Raw genomic sequence first — 20,510 nt, forward strand, 5'->3', positions numbered from 1 at the left:
TGAATGGACCATGGCAACCCATGGTCCGTCCCACTTTTTTCGGCCGATCAAGAGGCTCTTACTCTTTCGCAATTGCCGAGTGATCGAGCAAATACGCCCGACGTTCGCGGGCGAATTGCTCCAGGCTGTGGCGGCTCGTGGCGCCGCCGGTCGCTGCTTCGAACTCCGTGAACGGCGACAGCTTGCGCGTGTCAGCCGCAACTTCTTTCTCGATCAACTGCGAGTATTCCTTCACGATCGGGCCGAGGTTGTTCCAATCGAGCGATTTCTCGGCGATGGTCCGGACGTTGGCCAGATACTTCGCGCGATACTTCGGCACTGCGAGCAACTTGCTCCGCAGCGGCTTACTCGTGTCGTACAAACCAACGAGCGGATCAACCTTGTAACCGCTGTTGCCAGCGCCGCCACCACCACCCATTGGCGGACCACCACCGGGTCCGCCAGGACCGCCGCCCGGTCCACCGGGTCCGCGACCACCAGGGCCTCCGGGTCCGCCGCCTGGGCCACCCATGCCCGGTCCCATACCGGGCATCATCGTTTCGTTCATGTCGTGGGCGATAATGTGAAACTTGCCGTCGCTATCGCGGAAGATGCTGTAATCGCTGGCCCGAATCCAATAGCCGTCGCTGTTGACCAGGGCGTTGTCGAGCGCCAGGAACCACAAGGCACCTTCGACATCGAGCAGCGGTTCAATCGCTTTTTCGAGTTCTTCGGGGGGCGTTTCGTTCAACGTCTTCGTGAGCTGAATCAGCGCCTTCCAAGCCTTCTCGTCATCATTCGACTTCATCTCATACAGCCGCTTGTAGCTGTCGAGGTTTTCGCCGAGATAAGCCAGCGAGCCGCCGCCACCGGGGCTGCCGCTTACCTTCCAGCGCGTTCCCTTTTCCTTCTTCGGAAAATTCTCGGCGACGAAAACTTTGTCGAATTGCTGAGCGTTCACATACACGCCCCAGCTCTCGCCGTTGACGACGACCTTCACTAGGTTCGCCTTCGGCGCGGGGATGTGCTCGCGGCTGATCTGCGAGAAGAGGACCGTGTGCAGGAACGTTGGGTCATCGTTGGCGTTGAGCAAGTTCAACGTCTTGTAGCCGTACAGCCGTTGATCCTTCTGCACCATGTCGAGCGACAAATTCATCGACCGCTTCGAGCCGCGGGGAATGCTGCCGTACGACGACATACCTCGGAAGTGAATGCCCACGTTCGGATACTGCTTGCCGTCGACAGTCAGCGTGGCCGGCACTTCCACATCGGTATTGTGAAAGGCTTCGAGCTCTTCTTCCCAGTCGCTGTTTTCGAATTCGATGAAAATCGTTCGCAGCACGTTGGGTGCATACAGCGGAGCATCGGGAATCGGCTTTACATCGGTGACCGCGACCTTCGGACCGGGTTTGCCCGGTTCACGACGTCCACCGCCAGGGCCGCCCATCATGCGACCACCTCCCGGGCCACCAGGTCCACCACCACCAGGTCCACCACCACCAGGTCCACCACCGCCAGGTCCACCGCCGCCAGGTCCACCGCCGCCAGGTCCACCGCCGCCGGGTCCGCCGCCTCCAGGTCCGCCTGGGCCACCACCGCCCGGGCCACCCGGACCGCCGCCTCCTGGAGGACCAAAGCCGCGCTGTTGCGGTTGGGTCTTGAGAAACTCACGGGCCACTTTTCGTTCGGCGACATTCAGCACGCCGTTGTCATCTTTGTCGTATTCCTTGAGCAACTTCCGTTCAGCACCACCGAACGGCCCACCACCGGGCCCACCCGGACCGCCGCCGCCGGGAGGACCAAAGCCGCCAGGACCACCTGGACCGCGCCCCGCATTCCCCGCCGGTTGTGACGTGAACTTGAACGGCTTGCCACTGAGCTCAGTCCATTGCTGTTGCTGATCGGTTGAGAGGACCGCGAGCATATCGGCATACGCTTGTGGTGAAACCACAGCGGGGCCCATGCCGGCAGAACTGCGGGCCTGCACTTCGGTCAGCAGTTTTACTTGCTTCTCCGAGAGCTTCAGCTTGTCGACATTTTCAGGCCGAACAATCGCCGAGGCGCCTTCGCGCTGCAGCCGCAGTTGATCGAGCCGCTTGGTTTGTTTGGTCGACAGGATCCTCCGAAATGTATCATCGGCTCCTTTGTTCGCGGCTTCCGACTTGGTCCGCATCTCGGCAAAGAGCTTGTTCCGCTCGTCTTCGCTCATATCGCCCATGCGACGTGGATCGAAGGCACCCACGGCGGCTTGCGTCGTCTTGTTCAGCTCTTCGACCGCGGCAGTGATCGCTCGCTTTTGATTGGCCGAAAGCTCGAGTTCTTCCTGAACCTCAGGCATGCCGAGCAACGTCGCCGTGGGATGCTGCGGCTGACCGCCGGGGCCACCGGGACCGCGAAAGAAACCACCCGGTCCACCCGGACCTTGACCGGGACCACCGGGCCCTTGGCCTGGGCCGCCGCCACCAGGCTGACGCGGCGGCGGTTGAAAACCTTCTGGCGTCTGAGCGAGCGCCAAAAGAGAAATGCTGCCGAGAGCTACCAATCCCACCGCAACTGCAATTCGCACGCTGAGCCTCAATTTCATTGCTGCGGCTCAGCGACAGTTCAGCTGTTCTCCCAGCCCAAGTCTGCTGTGCCAAAAATCAGATCGACATCCTCGGTCTGCGTCGGCCGGGCGGTTTCGGCCACTTCCGTCACGGAAATATGGTCATTCGCCCACAACCGAATCAGCTCGTTCACTTCTGCAAACACCGCCTGCCGCGGAAGGTTTCTTTCCGTCAGGCGGGTACCATCGTCAGTACGCAATCCGGCTTGGGAGGGAGAACGGCTGAGGGCTGCGAATATTGCACCCGCGAAAAAATCCCCCGCTGCGGTCAGCCGTGACGCGCCGTTGCTGCTGGAACTAGCCGAATTTGCTGCAACCAGATTCGCTGAAGCCGGCCGGGCGAAATTATCGGCCGCGGCCATGTTCACGGTGTATCCCAGATCGGCGAGCGAAGCGACCGTGATGCGGCTGAGCGGATTTGACCCGGCATTGATATAGCCGGTCATGATTTCGTTGTTGAAGACGCTCTCGCGCCAGTGCGAATCGCGGGTCCCACTGCCGCCGTCATTTTCCACCGGCACGCCGGTCGCATTCGTGCCAAAGATCGCGTTATACGCCGCCGTCGCTTGCGGGCCGATGAAAATCGGATTGCTCGTCCCCGCGCCCACCAACAGCCCCTTCGATTGCCACAACGTGCCAATACCCAGCACGTGACCAATCTCATGCGTGATCACGCTCAGCAGCGAGCCGTCGGCTTCCATCTCGGCCAGGTCAGCGGAGTCAAACTCCATGCTGCCGTGGTAGGGCAACCGCGTGCCGCTGGTCCGGGCGCGATCGTAACCGGCCTGGCCCAGCGTGCCGCCCGGGCCGTCGATATCGGTCGAAGTCGCATTGATTAGCAGATCGTCGACAATCGCGCCGTTGTAAATCGCGCTCGGTAAATCGCCGACGATGATCGATTCCCACTCAGCAGCGGCCCATTCAAAAATCGCTCGCTGACTCGCCGTGAAACCGGTGTAGTTGATCTGAATATCGAACGCACCGCCGCTGCTGACCGGCGGCGGCGTCGCAGGTTGCGCCGGCGCGTTGATCGACAGCGAGTAATTGGGATTGGTCGCGCCGGTGGCGCTGTACACGCGCACGAAGTACGTTCCCGCCGCACGACCCGAGAGCGACACCGATTCGGTATTGCCGCTCCCATTCGATGTGGCCAGCACAATGCCGTTGGCGTTGACTAGTTGCAGCGCGAGATTGCCCTGCGCGTTTTGAAAACTGATCGTTGCTGTGTTCGCTGTCGTACCCGTCGCTGTGGTCGTGAACTTGAACCAATCAGCCGAGTCGCGCAGCTGCAGATTCGAGATCGTCGTGTTCGTCGAAAGCGTTCCCAAGTTTGCCGCAACGGCTTGCGTGTCGTTGTTTTCGTATTGATCATCCGTCGGCGCCTGCACCGCGCTCGGCAAATTGATCGACAAGCTGTAATTCGGATTCGTCGCGCCGCGATAGCCATACACACGTACGTAGTACGTTCCCTTGGCCAGGCCCGAGAGCGAAATTAGTTCGCCATCGCCGATCCCCTGCGAGACCTTCAGCCGCGTGCCAGACGAGTTGTATAGTTCCAGATCGAGATCGCCGCGCGAATGCGTGAAGATGGTCGACACCGTCGCGCCGGCCGCTGCCGTCGCCGTCGTGGTGAACTTGTACCAATCAGCCGCGTCGGCTTGCACCAGATTGTTGATCGTCTTGCTCGCCGTCAGCGTACCCAGGTTGCTCGCTGTGGTGCGCGTGTCGTTGTTTTCATAACTGTCGTCCGCGACACCCGCGGCGAGATTCAGAAAACTGGTCGCAACATCAGCTGCCAGGAGCGACCGATGCTCCAGGAGTTCAAATTGCATTTTTCGTGCGGACCGGACACGCATCATGCGCATGGAGTCTTCCCTGATCGAACGAACAAACTCAAGCCTTGCACGCCTCTTGCGTGCGGGCGAACTATACCGCGAGCCGCGAAAAGCCCGGACACCACTTACGGAAAAGAATCGGCTTTTTCGCGGTCCAAATCATCTTTACCGATCGATGCCCTACCAATGTCCGTTGTTGCGGGGGCGACACCCCTGAGTCGCCCCCGCAACTTGTCGCACTAGCATCCTTTTACCGGCGCAAGCTGGAGGTAGAAGTCGTGCCGGTGCTGCCGCTGCCACTGCTGGTTCCGCCACCAGCTCCGCTCCCCGCTCCACCACCAAATCCGCCGAATCCACCAAAGCCGCCACCGAAACCACCAGGGCCACGACCACCGCGCGGCCCGCCTGGACCACGATGTCCGCCGCCTTGACCACCACCGCCACCCATCGCCACGCCGAGATTAATCAGCTGTTCGCCACCAACCGTCGCCGTATCGGCCACCGTCACCACATCGTCTGCGTTCGAACTCGTAACGCGCAAATCGCCGTCAATCGTCCCGTCGTCCGTCAGCGTGTTGCTGCCGCTGCCAAGTTGAGCCGACAAATTGCCTTCGATCGTCGCATCTGAGGTGACCGAGACCGTGTCGTTCCCCGAGCCGCCGCAAATATTCACGTTGCCAGTCACGTCACCGGCAATCGAAACCGTGTTGTCGCCGCTGCCGACGCTCGTCAACAACGAACGACCCACTGTTGCCGCGGCCAGAATGCTGATCGTGTCGTCGCCGCTGCCGGTCAGAATAGCTGCATCGCGCGTCACATCGCCGTCGAGCGAAACATCGTTGTCGCCGTTGCCAAGATACGCCGCAAACATTCGGCCGATGACCACATCCGTAGCCACCGCCACACTGTCGTCACCCGCGCCGGCTTGCACGCTCAGGTCACGACCGACGTCGCCGTTCACCGTCGCACTATTGTCGCCCGCGCCCAAGCGCAGCGCGACCGACTTCTCAACATTCGCATCGTCGGCGATCGTCACGTTGTCATCGCCATCGCCACCCTTATAGAGAAAATCCCCCGCCATCGTCCCGCCGGTCAGCGTGAAATCGTTATCGCCGCCGCCGAGATCGACCATCAGCTTGTCGATCGATTGGCCGTTGAGATCGAGCGTCACCTGGTCGTTCGCATCACCACTCGCATCAATCTTGATGCGAATGTCATCAGTCACGCCATCGAGCGTGGCGACCACTTCGTTGCCTTCCTTCACTTCGTACGTATCCGCATCGACGGCAGTGATCGTGACGGCGGCGGTTGCATCGCCAGTCACAATCAAATCGCCATCGTCGACCACCGCGGCCACCGTCAACGCATACCGGTGTTCCAAACCCTCGATCATCGGTTTGAATCGTTTCATCGCTCGCCTCACTCGCCTGTTCCAAAAGAAAAGATGTTCGGCCCCGGCTTGTTAGGACGAGCGTGGCGGCAGCATGTCACGGGTGAAATTCGAAAGGGAGAGCGAGGTAGGAGGTGTCAGAGTTGGAGAGATCGGGCGATGGGGGTGATTGGGACAAGACTTGGCGCTGGACCACAACTTTACAACACCTTTTGGAATTTCGATTTCCCCGTAAGACATTGACAACCAATGCCTTACGCAAAATGAAGCCAAAAGTTTCACAACACTACTCCGGAGCCTTCGATTGCTTAAAAACTCGCGGCAACTCCTTGCCAGGCTGAGAGTTTCGCAAAATGTCGACTCTACATTCAAAACAACTACACACAACAGTTTCACAACAAATCGCACAACAGTTCTGTATCTGAAAAACAACAAATTCCTAGTATTTGCCAACAGCCTGACAACCACGCCGCGACTTTTTCCCAATGCGCAGCAGTTATTAGCTCCAAGCGCGTACACTTCGCGTCTGAGTTTGGTGCTGTTTCAGATTGTCTGCTGTGATATCCTTATTAGACAGCGACGCCGGACAACTCAGGTCAAAACGGCCTTCGCAATTCCACCTCAGCGGGAGCCGCCTTCCCGGTTGCTCGACAACAAGAAAAAACACCGCGGCGTGCGAAGTTGGCCTTCGTGCGCCGCGGCGAGAGAGGTTGTTCGAGTTCCAAGACAACTGCTTAACGACCCGGGAGAATATCGAGCGATTGACTCGCCGAGATCGGGCTGTAGAGCGAACCGTTGTTCGACGCGAGCAACTTGCTCGCCGAGTTCGGCGTGGCAGCCGGAGTCTTCAGCTTCTGTTCGCGACGCTGGGCCGCGAAGTACTGACGCTTGGCCAGGTTTTCGGCTCGGCGAGCCTGATCTTCCATTTGTTTTTGATAGGCCTGCATGGCCATCTGACGAGCAAGCGCCTGACCGAGCATTTGGTCATAGGCCCATGAGCCCGGGCCGCTGTACATCGAGCCGCCGCCGCGATTTGTGGCGATGCCGCTCCCCATGCCCATGCCGCTCCCCTGCGAGCTGCCGCCCCCGCGGCCTCCGCCACCACCCTGACATTGGGCGTGCACGCTGCCTGCCAGCAGACCGGCGAACAATAAACCCACCAGACATACCACGCTGCGATTCATTTGTGCCTCTTTGCGGTTCCGGCCGCGTTGAAGGTGGGCAAATCCAGAACAGATCTGCCGCGACACCCTTTTAGGACGATTTGCTGGCAATAGTGTCACACGCGAATTTTTTCGCCGGCGACTCTCGCTGCCCAAGTAGCTGAATTCGCCGGAATTCAGATGGTCGCCTCCGTTTGCTGGTCACCTCTGTTTACCAGTCCTGAATTCTGGCAAATTCAGCTACTTTCAGGCCGGCGGATTGCTCTTGGTCGCCCGAATGCAGTCAGGCTATAACTTTGGCGGACGGAACCCGGTTTTTGGTCCAGGAAGGACTTGCCGTGCGCACTTCAACACCGATCGCGGCCAAGCCCGAGCTGTCGATCATCGTCACGACATTTCAGCGGCCGCAGCATTTGCAGCGGGTGCTCACTTCCATCGCTGCGCAGCGAGGCCATGGCGTTTCCTTCGAAGTGGTGGTTGCCGACGACGGCTCGACCGATCACACGCCCGATGTCGTCCGCGAGTTCGCTCAAACGGCCGACTTTCCCGTTCACTTCACGACGGCGCCGCACCACGGCTTTCGCGCTGCCGCCAATCGCAACCGCGGGGCCGCCGCCAGTTCGGCTTCATACCTGCTGTTTCTCGACGGCGATTGCCTGATTCCTCCCGATCACCTGGTGAAGCATTTGGCCGCCCGCCGCGCAGGAATCGCCAATACCAGCTACTGCGTTCATCTCGATCAGCCGTCCAGCGAAAGTCTCGGTGTCGCCGAAGTAGCGGCGGGCAAATTCACGCAGCTCGGAACCTGGCGGAACCGTTTCAAACTGTGGAAAGACGCCCAGAAGAGTCGGCTTCATTTCTTCTTGAATCATCCAAACAAGCCGCGGCTGACGTCGGGAAACTTTGCTCTCGCCCGGACCGATTTCGAACGAATCAACGGTTTCGATGAATCGTTCGTCGGCTGGGGCTGTGAGGACGACGATCTGGGAATGCGACTTCGCGCCGCTGGCATACGGGTTGCTTCGATCCTGCACCAGACCCACACCTATCATCTGTGGCATCCCAAATCTCCCTCGGTGCCGAAGACCTGGCGCGATGGCGCGAACGTCGCCTACCTACATCGCCGCGGCAAACTCGCCCGCTGTGCCAATGGCCTCGTGAAGCGTCGCCGGGGTGATCTGCAACTGCATATTTTGGAAAGCGCCGCGCTGCTGCTCGCAGCGCCGGGACTCGCCAAGTCGCTGCAACGTTATCAAGTAATCGCCGAGCCAACGGCTGCCGATGTCGAGATTCGCCTGGCAGGCGACGGCGCGTTTTCGAAATCGGCGAGCGTGAAATTGCTCGTGGTCAATCACTTCACGCCGGCGCTCAAGAGCTGCCGCGGCGCTGATTTGATTTTGTGCGATTTCGAAGTCCCCGCCGAGTTTGCTCAGCGAACTTGGCCGCTTCATGCACTCGACATCGCGCTCGAGTCGTTGCTTTCGCGCCCTGAGGCAACCGAGCCGCGCCGTGCGGCCGCTTGAGGAGTGAAACATGCCCACTTCCACAATCAATGCCTTCTGGTGGCGAGCCGAAAACTTCGGCGATTGCCTGACCGAAACGCTGCTGAATCATTACGGCTTGGGCGTGCAGCACGCTCACCCTTACTTCGCACAACTGATCGGCGTGGGCAGCATTCTCGAACGCGTGCCGCAGGGCTTTGCCGGCTACGTTCTCGGCGCCGGCTTGTTGCATGAACACAGCCGTTGTGAATTGCCAGAGGCAAAGCTACTCGCCGTTCGCGGGCCGCTGACTTGGGAGCGCGCGGGGCGTCCGCAAGGTTGCCTCTTTGGCGATCCCGGTTTGCTCGCGCGACAATTGCTGCAACAAGCGCCCAAGAAACGCTACAAGCTGGGCGTCGTCCTTCATTACGCCGATCAGCAGACGGCAGCCTTTCAAGAATTGGCCGCTGCTCATCCGAGCGATGTGCTGTTGATCGATGTCCGCCGTTCACCAGCTGATGTGATTCACGCGATCGACAGTTGCGACGGCATTGTGTCGTCTTCGCTGCATGGTTTGATCGTGGCCGATGCGTTGCAAATTCCCTGTGCTTGGAAATCGGCCGGCGAAGTTCTCGGCCATGGTTTCAAATTTGCCGACCATGCCCAAGCCGTGAAATCGCCGCGCAAGCCGCTCGATTTTCGCGGCCCGCTCAGTCTGGTTACGGTTCTTTCGCAACTCACTCCACCGCCGCCGCAAGCCGTGAGCGCTGCAGCCGAGTTGCACGATCTGATGCGTTCATTACCCCAGCGGTTGCAAGCCGAACCGCGCCTGCCGCGACTGCCGTGGCTTCGTTATTCCGTCGCCAAGGTGCAGCGCCTGCTGCGTCTGAAGCGCGCTGCCTGATCACCAACCTCGAGAGATTGAACATGAGCATTTTGAGTCAAATCCTGAAGCCCTTGCAGCGTTGGACTTCGCAGGCCTATCCGATCGTCGAGATTCCCGCGCAGGACTTGCCGAACCTGCTGTTCGGCCAGCAGCACTTGGGAACGCAGGATTATTTCAAGCAGAAGTGCGGACAGTATCACACCGTGCCGCTCGCCCAGTTTCCGCATCGGCAGTTCATGCAAGCGCTGGCTGATGACAAGCCGCAACCCGAACAGGCTTATCTCGATTACCTGACGGCGAGCTGGTCGTATCACTACGGCCCGGAGAAGAACACGCCGGAACTGCGCGCTGCGCGAGCTCTGCGCTTCGCCGAGCAATACTTGTTGCTTTCGAAGAGTCGACAGATCGAACCGATTCGTGTTTGCCAGCGACCCGATGGTCGACTGGTTGTCGTCGACGGCAATCACCGCGTCTCGATCGCTCATCAGTTGGGCATGAGCGTGCGGGCCGAAATGATTCCGCTGCAGCAACACCTCCGTTCGGTCGCCACGATCCCCGATGAGTTCTACGGCTCGAAGCGGCTCGACAAACCGTATCAAAGCATCTTCCACCAAGGCAAAGAATTGCTCGAAGGCCGCCGCAAGGATGTCGCCGAGCGGATGAAGATGATTCGGCCTGCCGACCTGCAAGGCAAAAGCGTCATCGACTTCGGCTGCAACCTGGGTATGAGCTGCTACCTGGCCGCCGAGCGCGGCGCGCGAGAAGTACTCGGCATCGAAGGAAGCAAAAACATCGCTACGGCTGCCATTCGTTTGAACGCGCTGTTTGCCGCCCCGTGCTCATTCCGTCAGCACGACTTGGGGATCGAAACCACGACCGGCAAGTTCGACACGGTCTTCTGCTTTTCGATCATCAACCACGTGCAAGATAAAGAAGCCTTCGTGCGTACGATCGATCAAGCCCTCGGCGGCGTGATGTACTTCGAAGGGCACGCCAACACCACGCAGCACAACTACGATTACCTGCTAAACGATCAGCGGTTCTCACAAATGGAACTGCTGGGCTACACGCAAGACGGCATTCACAAGACCTCGGCCTCGCGGCCGTTGTGGCGCTGTGTGAAGCGATAGAACCGTAGAACGTCGTAACTCTCGTAGGACGAACCATTGGTTCGTCCCGCGCGAAGGTAATTTGCAAAACGACGTCAGTACCCGCTGCCGGTACGGACCAATGGTCCGTCCTACGAATCGCTTGGCAACAACAGCTTACGCGACAAACAGCGAATCTCCGCCGCGAATATCAAAGACACGGCGCGGCGTGTTGCCTGCTGCCGGCCGGACGTTTTCACCGAGCGGCTTGAACACGCCTTCGGCAACGTCGTACGAATTAACACCGCCGGTCGCGATGTCATAGATCCAGGCGTGAATGCTGAGCGAATCCTTGGCCATCGCCACGGCCACGGCGGGATGGGTTTGCAGATTTTCGATCTGAGTGAGGACGTTCTCTTCGGTCATCACTCGCAGCAACTCATCGCCGGTGGCTTCGGGATACTTGGCCTTCACCAGCCGACGAGTCGCTTCGGCGTGTCGCAGCCAACTGGCGACCGACGGCATTTCGCCCAGCGCGCCGGGATTGATCAAGCCCTTCATCGCACCACAGCAAGAGTGGCCGCAGATCACAATGTGCCGCACGCCCAAGGCTTGCAGGGCAAACTCGATGGTCGCTTCTTCGCCGCCGGTCTGCACGCCGAACGCAGGAATGAGGTTGCCCGCATTACGAATGACAAACAGATCGCCCGGATCGGTGTGGGTGATCAGGTTGGGATCGATGCGCGAATCGGAGCAAGTAATGAAGAGCGTCTGCGGACTCTGACTCTTGGCAAGTTCCGAAAAAAGTTCCTGCTGCGTGTGAAAGACGTTCTGGCGAAAATGTCGCACACCAGAGAATAGATCGTTCATTCCTGTCCCTTCATTCTGAAAGTTCTTCCCGGCAGTGCGTTCGATCCGACTGCGGCCAAATCTAACGGAACTGTAAGGTTGAGGCCCGAGTGAGGCAAGAGCGGAAATGCCTGCGCGAAGCCGCGAATGCATCGCCCGCCGCCATCATCGCGGCTGACAAGCCGTTTGAGAACTGCGGGGAGACGCAGGCCAAGATGAAAAAACTGAAATAGCCGGGAGTTCACTTTTCGGACTATCATGCGAGCAGAACGCTCGCTGTCTTGTCTTTTCAACATGTTTTTTTGCGGGGAGATTGCCATGGGATTGCTGAAAGAGTTTCGCGACTTCGCAATGCGAGGAAACGTCATCGACATGGCCGTGGGCGTGGTAATCGGTGCGGCGTTTGGCAAGATTGTGACTTCAATCGTTAACGACGTCATGATGCCGCCGATCGCCTATTGGCAAAAAGGAGCCGACTTTTCGAAGCTGGGCCAGGTCATCGGCACCATCAGCAAGGAAGTGGAAAAAGACGGCGTTAAGACAATGGTCACCGAAGACGTCACGGTGAAGTACGGCGCGCTGATTCAAACTTGCGTCGATTTCGCCATCGTGGCCTTCTGCCTGTTCATCGTCATCAAGCTGGTGAACACAGCCAAGAAACGTTTCGAAGAAAAGAAGCTCGAAACCCCCGCCGAAGCGCCGGCCGATATCAAGCTCCTCACCGAGATCCGCGACCTGCTGGCCGCGAAGCGGTAACCAAGGAAGCCCGACGCGTGAGCGAGGGTTTGGGCGAGTGGAGTTAGTTGCCACCAAACGTGCGGCAGCACCAAAACGGTCGAGGTGTGCGAAGTCGGGGATCTGCTACGACTCTTTTTTGTGCTTCCGCACGTCGGTGAACCAGGAGTGAACTCGCGGCCCTCCCTCGCTAACGCGTCGGGCTACCTTTTCGTTGCTACGCAACATCAACAAAAAAAGCCCTCTCGACCGAGAGGGCTTTTTCGTGCGCGTGGCTGACTGCTGGGAGCCGGCGTTGCTGTCGGTAGTGATCGCGATTCCTCAGGGCAGGAGCGGCGGGCACAAGGACGGGTTTGGGTTAACAGGAGCGTGGGCGTCTGCAGGTGCGGCGAAACCAATGCGGACGGTGGTGCTGCTGCCCAGTGTTGCTGCGAGTTCGCAGGTTGATGTTTGCGGTTCGCAGCGTTGTCTTCTCTCGCTCTGCGGAATCACGCGGCTCTGGTAGCAATCTGGTGGGCCTCACGGAGTACCGTTCGACCCACCCTACGAGACGCGTTCTTTTGCGGAGCAAAAGACGACACTACGATCTGCGGCTACACGAGCCGCGGCGGGTCTTCGGCGACGAAGACACAAGTCGAACGGTAAGAGAGCGTAAGTCTCCGCGAACGAGGTGGGGGTGGACCATCGAAGTCCGGGTAAATGTCATACGGCGTGGCCGCGGCGGTGTCGATGAACAACCGCCACTTCGTGCCCTTGGCGACCGGCGGCAGGATGAACTCGCGCGGTTCGCTCGTGGCATTGATCAGGATCAAAACATCGCGTGCTTCGGGATGCTTCTCGACCAGGTCTTCCGCTTTCAATAAGCAGATGAGGGTATTGTCCTCACCATGCCAATCGACCGCGGTGCCGAGAGCGCTGTACCAGCTGACGTCGGGCAGAGCCCCTTCCGGCGCTTTGCCGGTGAGGAACGATTCGCGGCGAATCGTCGGCTGCACGCGGCGGAACTTGATCAAACCCTGCGTGAAGCGGAGCAGATCCTTGTTCTGATTGACCTTTGACCAGTCGAACCAGCTGATGTTGTTGTCCTGGCAGTAGGCGTTGTTATTGCCCTTCTGCGTGCGGCGACATTCATCGCCCATCACCATCATCGGCACACCCTGACTCATCAGTAGCGTGGCCAGGAAGTTCTTGATCTGCCGCTGACGGAGGTTTTCGATCTCCGGCCGAGTCGTCGGACCTTCCACGCCGTAGTTATCGGCGTAGTTGTTGTTGTCGCCGTCGCGATTACCTTCGCCGTTCGCGTCGTTGTGCTTGTCGCGATAGCTCACCATGTCGCTCATGGTGAAACCATCGTGCGACGTAATGAAGTTGATGCTGCAGTGGGGCGTGCGGCCCGAGTGTTCATACAGATCGCTGGAGCCAGCGAGCCGAGTGACGAACGCGCCGAGCAAACCACGATCGCCCCGCCAGAAGCGGCGCACGTCATCGCGATACCGGCCGTTCCATTCCGCCCAGCGCAGATCGCCGAACGAACCAACTTGATAAGCACCGGCAGCATCCCAGGCTTCGGCGATGATCTTGGTATCCGCGAGCAGCGGATCTTCCGAAATCGCTTCGACCAGCGGCGGGTTCGGCACAAGGTTGCCGTTCCGGTCGCGACTCAAGATCGAGGCCAGGTCGAACCGGAAGCCGTCGATGTGATAGTTGTGCACCCAGTGACGCAGGCAGTGGAAGATCATTTCGCGAACGACCGGATGGTTGCCGTTCACGGTGTTACCGCAGCCCGAGTAGTTCATGTAATGCGTGCCACCATTGGCCAGCATGTAATAGGTCTTATTCTCGAGCCCCTTGAAGCTCAAGGTCGGACCCATCTCGTTTCCTTCGGCCGTGTGATTAAACACGACGTCGAGAATCACTTCCATTCCGGCTTCATGCAGGGCTTTCACCATCTGCTTGAACTCGTTCACCTGGCTGCCAGGCTCATTGCTGCTGGCGTAGCCTCGGTGTGGCGAGAAAAACGCCATGGAGTCGTAACCCCAGTAGTTCTCGCGTTCGAGCTTCTGGCCGTAGATGCCACCGATCGGGAACTCATGGATCGGCATGAGTTCAACGGCAGTCACGCCCAGCGATTTCAGGTACGGAATCTTTTCGATGATGCCCGCATAAGTGCCAGGATTTTTGCACTGGCTGCTCGGGTCTTTGGTGAAACCCTTCACGTGGGTTTCGTAAATGATCGTTTCGCTGATCGGACGACGGAGATGGCGATCGCCTTCCCAGTCGAAGTAGTCGTCGACCACCACGCACTTCGGCGGACGAATCACGCCGTCGGTGCTCTCTTGAAAGTTACCAGCCAGGGCTTTGGCATAGGGATCGATCAGCCGGGCTCGCCCGTTGAAGCGATGACCATTGGCGGGATCGAACGGCCCGTCGGCTTGAAAGTGATACAGCTGGCCGGCGCTCAGGCCTGGAACAAAGATGCTCCAGATGTCGCCCCAGCGATCCGTGGCTCGCTCGAAATCGATGATCTCGATGGGTTCGCGGTCTTCGACCGCATCATACAACAGCAAACGCATCGCTTCGGCGCTGCGGCTGTAGACGACGAACTGCACACCATTCTCATGAAGAATGGCGCCGTACGGCATCGTGTAAGTGAACTGAAGTTTGGGATGAACGTGTCGCATGAGCATGTGGTGGGGCCTCGTGCTACTCAGGTGGGTGCGACTGACTGCCATTTCCAAGTGGCTTGTCATGTCGCTGCCCACCGCGGAGAGATGCGGAGAAACCAACGAAGAACAAACCTGGCAGACCACTACGCCCAAAACGTACATCACCTGCAGCGCGAGGCGGCTCAGACAGCCAATATACCTGCAAAAAAAGCCGGATCAGCGGTCTGACACGCGGATTGCCAAAAGTTTGTCCGTCGGCGCGGTCCCTCGCATCGGCTAAACGTTGCCGCCTGCGAAAGCTGTCCGGCGGAAGCTGTGAGCCTGGTTGGGGCTGTAACGGCTGTGCCGGAAGAGGGAGGCGAGGGACGAGAGGCGGGAGAAGGACCGAAGCGTGATCGTGCGTCAGCTCAAGCTCCCTCTCCTCGGTACTCCGGGGAGAGGGTTGGGGTGAGGGGCCGAAGCGCGAAAGGGCACTGACTTACTCGAACGGGTCTTTCTGGAGCTTCGCGGGCTTTACGTTTTCTTCCTCCTGCTCTTCCTCATCTGCGGAGCGCGGCACCACGACCCAGCGCAATTTCGCCTGGGCGCTAGCCTTCAACACCCACGTATCGCCAGTTTTCGAATCAAGCAGCATCGTGTTGCCTGGCAGCGAGACAATTCGAAAACGGCCCGTGTCGTCGGCCGGTGTTTTCCGCAGGTGCAAGTCGTTGATCAGCTCCATATTTTGCGTTGGGTTGCTCGGCTGTGAACCGAACTGCCCCCAACTGACGGCCACTACCATGCCCAGCATCACGAATGACACCAGCGTCACAATTACCACCGAGCGGAGTTTCATGGCGATCCCCCAGAGTTAGCTGCCCCAGGCGATTGATTATAGAAGCTCCCTCGCTTACTCGCTTGTGCTACCTCTCTCCGAAGTTGCGGAGGGGATCCTAAAAAGGCAGCAAGCCGATGGCCGCGTTGTATTGGGCCTCGGCTTGAAAATAGTCCTGCAATGCCTCGATCTCGAGAATCTGCGCGTCGAGCTCGGCTGCTTCCTGGATGGCGATGCGCAGCAGGTCGCTGTTTCCCAACTCAAAGCTGCGATATTCGGCCAGCACCAATTCCTTGGCGAGCGCCGCGCCGCGGCGAGCCCTGCCGACGCGCTCAAAGGCGGCCACACGGCCCACCTGGGCGTCTTGCACTTCGGCGACCACTTTGTTGACCGTGAACTGTTGCTTCTGGGTTAATTGGTTCAGCTTACCGCGGGCGGCTTGGATCTTGCCGTGTGCTTTGTTGCGTTGAACAGGAACATCGAACAACAAACCGGCTTCGAGTTCGAAAGGTGTTTTGTCCCCTTTGCTGCTGGCGGGATAACCGACATCCTTCGAGGCTTCCATCACCGCGGTCAGGTTCGGTAGCAACTCGTTCTGGCTTAATTGCAAATCGACGTCGACCAGTTGGCGGTCGATCTGCAACAGCTGCAGTTCGGGCCGGCGATCGAGGGCGGCGGTGATCGCATCTTCGAGCGGGAGCTCGCGCGGGTCGACCATCGTGGGAAAGTCGATGGGGAGTTGCTTGACGGTGGGAACGATCGGATCGCCCGCGGCGTCGCGCAGGAAGAGGGAAAGTTTGACGGCAGCGCCTTGCAGCTTGCGGTTTGCTTCGATCAACTTGGCCTGGCGAGTGGCGATCAGGCGTTCGTTCTGTTGCACTTCGGTGCGGGGCAAGTTGCCGAGTTCTTCCTGGCGAGCCAAGCCGCGATTTCGCTGCTGGGCGACGTCGAGCAGCGATTCGGTGGTGACATACATTCGCCCCGCGGCCACCCAGGACCAATAGACATATGAAGCCACCAAGAGCGATTCGAGTTGCTGTTGGCGAATGATGGGATCGACCGCACCCGCTTGCAGATCGGTGCGAAAGATTTCGGCGCGTCGTTCATCGATCGCGCGGCCTCGCAGCAACGGCGTCGCAAAGCCCAGCTTGAACTCACCACCTTCGTTCGTCGCTCGTTCGCCGTACCACGGCTGAAAATAGCCGCGACCAATTCGATATTGCCCATACACCGAACCGCCGGCCAGGGTTGGTTGCTCGGCTTTGACCAGATGGCGGTAGTTTTCGTAATAGCCTTGCGGCATGTTCAGCGATTCGGCGACCAGCTTGACGTCGAAAGCCCCCTGGGCCGCTTGTTGCTTGCCGGCAATCACCTGCGCTTCTTGAATAGCTGCCAGCACGAGAGGAAACTGCTGAATCACCGACTGCTGAATTTGCTGCAGCGGCAACGGCCCGGCGGGAAGTGCATTCTCCGGTGTGTCGATGAGCGGCAGCAGCGCATCGAAACGCTCGCGCGCAGTGCGAGAAGGCGTGGCCGTCCCTTTCGGCTGCGCAAGCACTTCGGGAGCCTTGGAATTTTCCTTGGGGCGCGGCGTTTCTCGCGGCGCAGGGAGTTCAGGCGGCGCGGTTACTTCGGGCGGTGCGTCAGCTTGCGCGGATTGCTTCGACTCGGCGAGCATTCCGCGACAACCCAGCGACGTCACGCCAAGGCAGAGTCCAACCCAAAAAGACATCCGTGTCATTTCGGTAGTTTCACTTTCTTCTTTTCTTTCTCGTCGTCTCCCGAATCGTCCGATCCCTTGTCGGAATATGACGCCGCCGGGGGAAATCCATTCAACTGCCGCCACAATTCAAATCCCAACGTGACTTCATTCAGAAGCACCCAGCCATTGGCCCGCGCCCCCTGTCGCAAATAAGTTACCGAGGGCCAATCCTGATCGGCGCCGGGCCGAACGAGCACGCGGAACTTTCCTCGACCGTCGTCAGTTGCATCAACGGCGATTACCTCACCCCCAAAGGTTCCCACGGCGACACTGGGCCACCCGGCAAACTGCACCGCCGGCCAACCCTCGAACTGCAGTCGCACCTCGCGGCCAAGCTGCACGAGGGGAACATCATTGCCATTAACCCACAATTCCACGGCTTGTTGCGAAGTCTCGGGCACGATCGTGAAAAGTGGGGCTCCCTTTTTGAGCATCTGCGCGTTGTCCGACACCAGAATCCGATACAGAATTCCGTCGCGCGGTGCAGCCACGCGTCGTTGACCAAATTCGGCAGTTTTGCCCTGAATTTCTGCTAGATCCTTGCGGGCCAATGATTCTTCGCCCTGGGCGTTCTGATGTTTGGCCGCGGCTTCTTGAACCTTGGTCACGGCTTCGCGCGCCTTGGATTCGCCCTCAGCGAGCTTGGCGCGGCGATCGTTGATGCTGGCGGCCACATAGTTCTCGGCGGCCCGGCGCTTGCTCACCGCCTGATCGTATTTAGCTTTCGCTTCCTGGGCTTTTACGACGCCCACCAAGCCCTCGTTGGCGAGTGTCGATTGCCGTTGATAATCCAACTCGAGTTGCCATTCGGCAGCCTTAGCTGCCGCAAGATCGGCCTCGGCCGCCTGAATCTTTTGCTCGCCGACCGCGACCAGTTGGGCATACGATTCGATGACCAATTTGTTGGCCTGGCGGTATTCTTCGATCTGCGAATGGTACGAACCGACTTTCTCGGTTGCAAAGGCTAGCTTTTGCATGGCGGCTTCGACCTGTTGTTGCAGACGAACGTCGCGCGAGTTGTCGTTGTCGGCAATCTCCAGAATGAAGTCACCCTTGGCGACGCGTGTCCCTTCCACGATGTTTTCACCCCAGCGCGCGACCCGGCCGTCGATCGGCGCCTCCACCGTTTGTGGGCGTTCGGTCGGATGATAGGCGATGACGCGCCCCGCCCCGCGCGACGTCTGTTGCCACGGCACGAACAACATCGCCAGGATGGTTCCCACTAGCGCCACCAGAATGACACTCGCCAGCAAACGAGTGCTGAACAACGGCTTCATGAGCTGCATCGACTTCCACTGCGTGATCGCCTGGGAACCGACAGGAATATTGATCACGGTAGTTGCCATTGCAGTATCGCCAGTGAAATCAGGAGAGGTCGTCGTCGTTGTCAGGTTTCCAGCCGATCGCAACTAGTGCAACGAAACCAACTCAGCGCTCGAATCGGGAAGGTCAGAATCGCGCAGGTAAGGCAAGGCTGACCCGGGCGCCGGATCGCGCGGCGGCAGCGACAACTCGCGATCGCAAAAATCGGCGAGCCGCTCGCGATTCGAGATCAGTAGCACCGTGCAGGGCTGATCGCTCGCACCCATGGCCGTGAGCGCCTGCCGCAAATGCGTCTCCGACAATTGATCGAGGAGTGCGTCGATGAGCAGCAAGCGAGGATGTCCCGCGAGGGCTCGCGCCAGCATCAGGCGAATTCGCTGACTTCCCGAAAGACCACCGCCACCGAACGCGACGTTTGAGTCGAGCCCTTCCGGCAGGTTCATGATCTCCTGCCACAGCCCGACCGCTTCCAGAGAACGGCGGACGTCGCTGTGCGTCACGTTGGGGCGACCGAGGTGAACATTCTCGGCAATCGTGCCGGCGAGTATCTCTGGGTCGCGCAGCAGGACGACTTGTTCCCGCAGCTTTGCAGGGCAGATCGAACGCAGGTCGATGCCGTCGAACTCGATGTAGCCCGCGGTGGTCGAGTAGAGCGCGTAGAGCGTATCGAGCAGCGAGCTCTTACCGCTCGCCGACGGTCCGGTGATCAAAATTCGTTCGCCAGGCCGAATCTCGAAGGTGAGTGCGCGGCGCGGAGCGTGCGAACCGGCAGGCTGTTCGTAGCCCAACGGCCAGTGAACCTGATGAAACCGCAAATGGGCTCCCTGACTGGTTCGCGGCGGCGCGTGACCGGTTTCCTCTTCGATCGGCAGCTCGAAGAGATAGCCGAGCTTGTCGCAAGCCGCGAGCAAGTCGTAGTAGCTCTCCATGTGCTTGCCGAGTTTGGCGAACGAACCGACGACCACGGCCACGATGAGTTCAGCGGCTACCAACTGCCCCAACGTCAATTGGCCGTTGATCACCAGAAACCCGCCGATGCCAATCATTCCCGCCGCGGCGCAAGCCTGCGCTGCAAGGGTGAACGCGATTTGACGAAACAACACGCGGAAATGAGCGGCCCGCGCCTCCAGATAGGCCACGGTCAAGTCGTCGGCCGTTTGCAGCGCGTTGTGCAAGCCACCACCGAGCTTGAACGTGGTGGGATAGAGCGCGAGTTGCTCCAACCACGAGGCCACCGCGTACTTCTTGTAAGACTCGTCGATCGCTGTTTGCACGGCGCCGCGCCCCAAGGCGAAGACCGCAAACAGAACCGTGCCGATCAGCACGATGTTGAAGCCGAGTAAGTATGGATGGTAGAGCGCGAGCACAATCATGCCGATGATGCCGGTAATCACGATCGCAATGCCATCGAGCACCAGCACGGCGGCCGATTTCTGCACCGTAATCACTTCGAAGAAGCGATTGAGCATCTCCGCGCCGTTCTGCCCGGCAAACGCCGAGCCCCGCGCACGCGGCAAACGCTCGGCGAGATAGGCCACCACGCGTACAAAGATCCGCCGCTGCATCACCTCGGCGACGTAAGCCTGCAAGCAACGCAGAAACGCCGCAAACGACAAAAACGTAAACAAGAGCAACGCAAGGACAAACAACGGCTGCAAATACCGGCCGAAGGCGACCGTGTTGACGAGCGCTTCGACGGTGATCGGCGTGGCCAGCGACAGGATGCCGACAATCAACGAGAACAGCGTGACGACGCCAATGTCGAACAACTCGGGTTGCAACAGCTTGGTCAATCGCCGGAGCGGCGACTGATGATGGGCGTCGTTGTGATGTCCAACCATGGGCAGCCCTTAAAATCTGACTTGAGAATACAAGACGCCGAAAAGATTACAACTCCGTAAGTATCGCAACCTAGCCGCCTAAAGGCAAAGAGC

At 59.2% G+C, this 20,510-nt stretch carries 14 protein-coding genes; 4 read left to right on the forward strand and 10 right to left on the reverse strand.

The window, feature by feature from the left end; all coding sequences use genetic code 11:
- Positions 1-58: 58 nt before the first annotated feature.
- From M9Q49_RS35815 to M9Q49_RS22900, 4 genes are all read right to left on the reverse strand, one after another.
- On the reverse strand, positions 59-2,545 hold the full coding sequence (locus M9Q49_RS35815; protein ID WP_254511219.1) for a CotH kinase family protein: 2,487 nt from the start codon (positions 2,543-2,545) through the stop codon (positions 59-61).
- Between the two features lie 38 nt (positions 2,546-2,583).
- On the reverse strand, positions 2,584-4,416 hold the full coding sequence (locus M9Q49_RS22890) for a pre-peptidase C-terminal domain-containing protein (protein WP_254511221.1): 1,833 nt from the start codon (positions 4,414-4,416) through the stop codon (positions 2,584-2,586).
- Between the two features lie 253 nt (positions 4,417-4,669).
- Positions 4,670-5,830, reverse strand: coding sequence for a hypothetical protein (locus M9Q49_RS22895; protein WP_254511222.1), 1,161 nt, complete (start codon positions 5,828-5,830; stop codon positions 4,670-4,672).
- A gap of 713 nt (positions 5,831-6,543) precedes the next feature.
- A complete protein-coding gene (locus tag M9Q49_RS22900; protein WP_254511224.1) occupies positions 6,544-6,993 on the reverse strand; it encodes a hypothetical protein in 450 nt (149 codons plus the stop codon).
- 317 nt (positions 6,994-7,310) lie between these two features.
- On the opposite strand from M9Q49_RS22900, the gene M9Q49_RS22905 reads away from it, so the two are divergent.
- From M9Q49_RS22905 to M9Q49_RS22915, 3 genes are read left to right on the forward strand one after another with little or no spacing between them, the layout of a single operon-like run.
- A complete protein-coding gene (locus tag M9Q49_RS22905; protein ID WP_254511225.1) occupies positions 7,311-8,495 on the forward strand; it encodes a glycosyltransferase in 1,185 nt (394 codons plus the stop codon).
- Positions 8,496-8,505: 10 nt separating this feature from the next.
- Positions 8,506-9,357 carry a polysaccharide pyruvyl transferase family protein gene (locus M9Q49_RS22910; RefSeq protein ID WP_254511227.1) on the forward strand — a complete coding sequence of 284 codons (852 nt, stop codon included), beginning with the start codon at positions 8,506-8,508 and terminating at the stop codon, positions 9,355-9,357.
- A 23-nt stretch (positions 9,358-9,380) separates the two neighbouring features.
- Positions 9,381-10,469 carry a methyltransferase domain-containing protein gene (locus M9Q49_RS22915; protein ID WP_254511232.1) on the forward strand — a complete coding sequence of 363 codons (1,089 nt, stop codon included), beginning with the start codon at positions 9,381-9,383 and terminating at the stop codon, positions 10,467-10,469.
- Between the two features lie 135 nt (positions 10,470-10,604).
- Here the strand turns inward: M9Q49_RS22915 and M9Q49_RS22920 are convergent, their stop codons facing one another.
- Positions 10,605-11,297, reverse strand: coding sequence for a carbonic anhydrase (locus tag M9Q49_RS22920; RefSeq protein ID WP_254511234.1), 693 nt, complete (start codon positions 11,295-11,297; stop codon positions 10,605-10,607).
- A 297-nt stretch (positions 11,298-11,594) separates the two neighbouring features.
- Between M9Q49_RS22920 and mscL the strand changes: the two genes are divergently transcribed.
- Positions 11,595-12,032, forward strand: a complete 438-nt coding sequence (gene mscL, locus M9Q49_RS22925) for a large-conductance mechanosensitive channel protein MscL (protein ID WP_254511236.1) — start codon at positions 11,595-11,597, stop codon at positions 12,030-12,032.
- Positions 12,033-12,604: 572 nt separating this feature from the next.
- Here the strand turns inward: mscL and glgX are convergent.
- The 5 genes from glgX to M9Q49_RS22950 all read right to left on the reverse strand — a co-directional run bounded on the left by glgX (position 12,605) and on the right by M9Q49_RS22950 (position 20,417).
- Complete coding sequence (gene glgX, locus M9Q49_RS22930) at positions 12,605-14,698, reverse strand: glycogen debranching protein GlgX (protein WP_254511238.1); 2,094 nt, start codon at positions 14,696-14,698, stop codon at positions 12,605-12,607.
- Between the two features lie 457 nt (positions 14,699-15,155).
- Positions 15,156-15,512, reverse strand: coding sequence for a hypothetical protein (locus M9Q49_RS22935; RefSeq protein ID WP_254511240.1), 357 nt, complete (start codon positions 15,510-15,512; stop codon positions 15,156-15,158).
- Between the two features lie 97 nt (positions 15,513-15,609).
- Complete coding sequence (locus M9Q49_RS22940; RefSeq protein WP_254511241.1) at positions 15,610-17,223, reverse strand: TolC family protein; 1,614 nt, start codon at positions 17,221-17,223, stop codon at positions 15,610-15,612.
- 5 nt (positions 17,224-17,228) lie between these two features.
- A complete protein-coding gene (locus M9Q49_RS22945; protein WP_254511243.1) occupies positions 17,229-18,599 on the reverse strand; it encodes an HlyD family secretion protein in 1,371 nt (456 codons plus the stop codon).
- A 63-nt stretch (positions 18,600-18,662) separates the two neighbouring features.
- Positions 18,663-20,417, reverse strand: a complete 1,755-nt coding sequence (locus M9Q49_RS22950) for a peptidase domain-containing ABC transporter (RefSeq protein ID WP_254511244.1) — start codon at positions 20,415-20,417, stop codon at positions 18,663-18,665.
- Positions 20,418-20,510: the final 93 nt, after the last annotated feature.

Source organism: Anatilimnocola floriformis (genome assembly GCF_024256385.1).
Lineage (GTDB): Bacteria > Planctomycetota > Planctomycetia > Pirellulales > Pirellulaceae > Anatilimnocola > Anatilimnocola floriformis.

What these genes read in the sequence shown, in the direction of transcription:
- M9Q49_RS22950 (WP_254511244.1), bottom strand. Translation starts at nt 20,417, where the DNA reads ATGGTTGGACATCACAACGACGCCCATCATCAGTCGCCGCTCCGGCGA.
- mscL (WP_254511236.1), top strand. Translation starts at nt 11,595, where the DNA reads ATGGGATTGCTGAAAGAGTTTCGCGACTTCGCAATGCGAGGAAACGTC.
- glgX (WP_254511238.1), bottom strand. Translation starts at nt 14,698, where the DNA reads ATGCTCATGCGACACGTTCATCCCAAACTTCAGTTCACTTACACGATG.
- M9Q49_RS22910 (WP_254511227.1), top strand. Translation starts at nt 8,506, where the DNA reads ATGCCCACTTCCACAATCAATGCCTTCTGGTGGCGAGCCGAAAACTTC.
- M9Q49_RS22935 (WP_254511240.1), bottom strand. Translation starts at nt 15,512, where the DNA reads ATGAAACTCCGCTCGGTGGTAATTGTGACGCTGGTGTCATTCGTGATG.
- M9Q49_RS22890 (WP_254511221.1), bottom strand. Translation starts at nt 4,416, where the DNA reads ATGCAATTTGAACTCCTGGAGCATCGGTCGCTCCTGGCAGCTGATGTT.
- M9Q49_RS22920 (WP_254511234.1), bottom strand. Translation starts at nt 11,297, where the DNA reads ATGAACGATCTATTCTCTGGTGTGCGACATTTTCGCCAGAACGTCTTT.
- M9Q49_RS22895 (WP_254511222.1), bottom strand. Translation starts at nt 5,830, where the DNA reads ATGAAACGATTCAAACCGATGATCGAGGGTTTGGAACACCGGTATGCG.
- M9Q49_RS22940 (WP_254511241.1), bottom strand. Translation starts at nt 17,223, where the DNA reads ATGTCTTTTTGGGTTGGACTCTGCCTTGGCGTGACGTCGCTGGGTTGT.
- M9Q49_RS22900 (WP_254511224.1), bottom strand. Translation starts at nt 6,993, where the DNA reads ATGAATCGCAGCGTGGTATGTCTGGTGGGTTTATTGTTCGCCGGTCTG.
- M9Q49_RS22945 (WP_254511243.1), bottom strand. Translation starts at nt 18,599, where the DNA reads ATGGCAACTACCGTGATCAATATTCCTGTCGGTTCCCAGGCGATCACG.
- M9Q49_RS22915 (WP_254511232.1), top strand. Translation starts at nt 9,381, where the DNA reads ATGAGCATTTTGAGTCAAATCCTGAAGCCCTTGCAGCGTTGGACTTCG.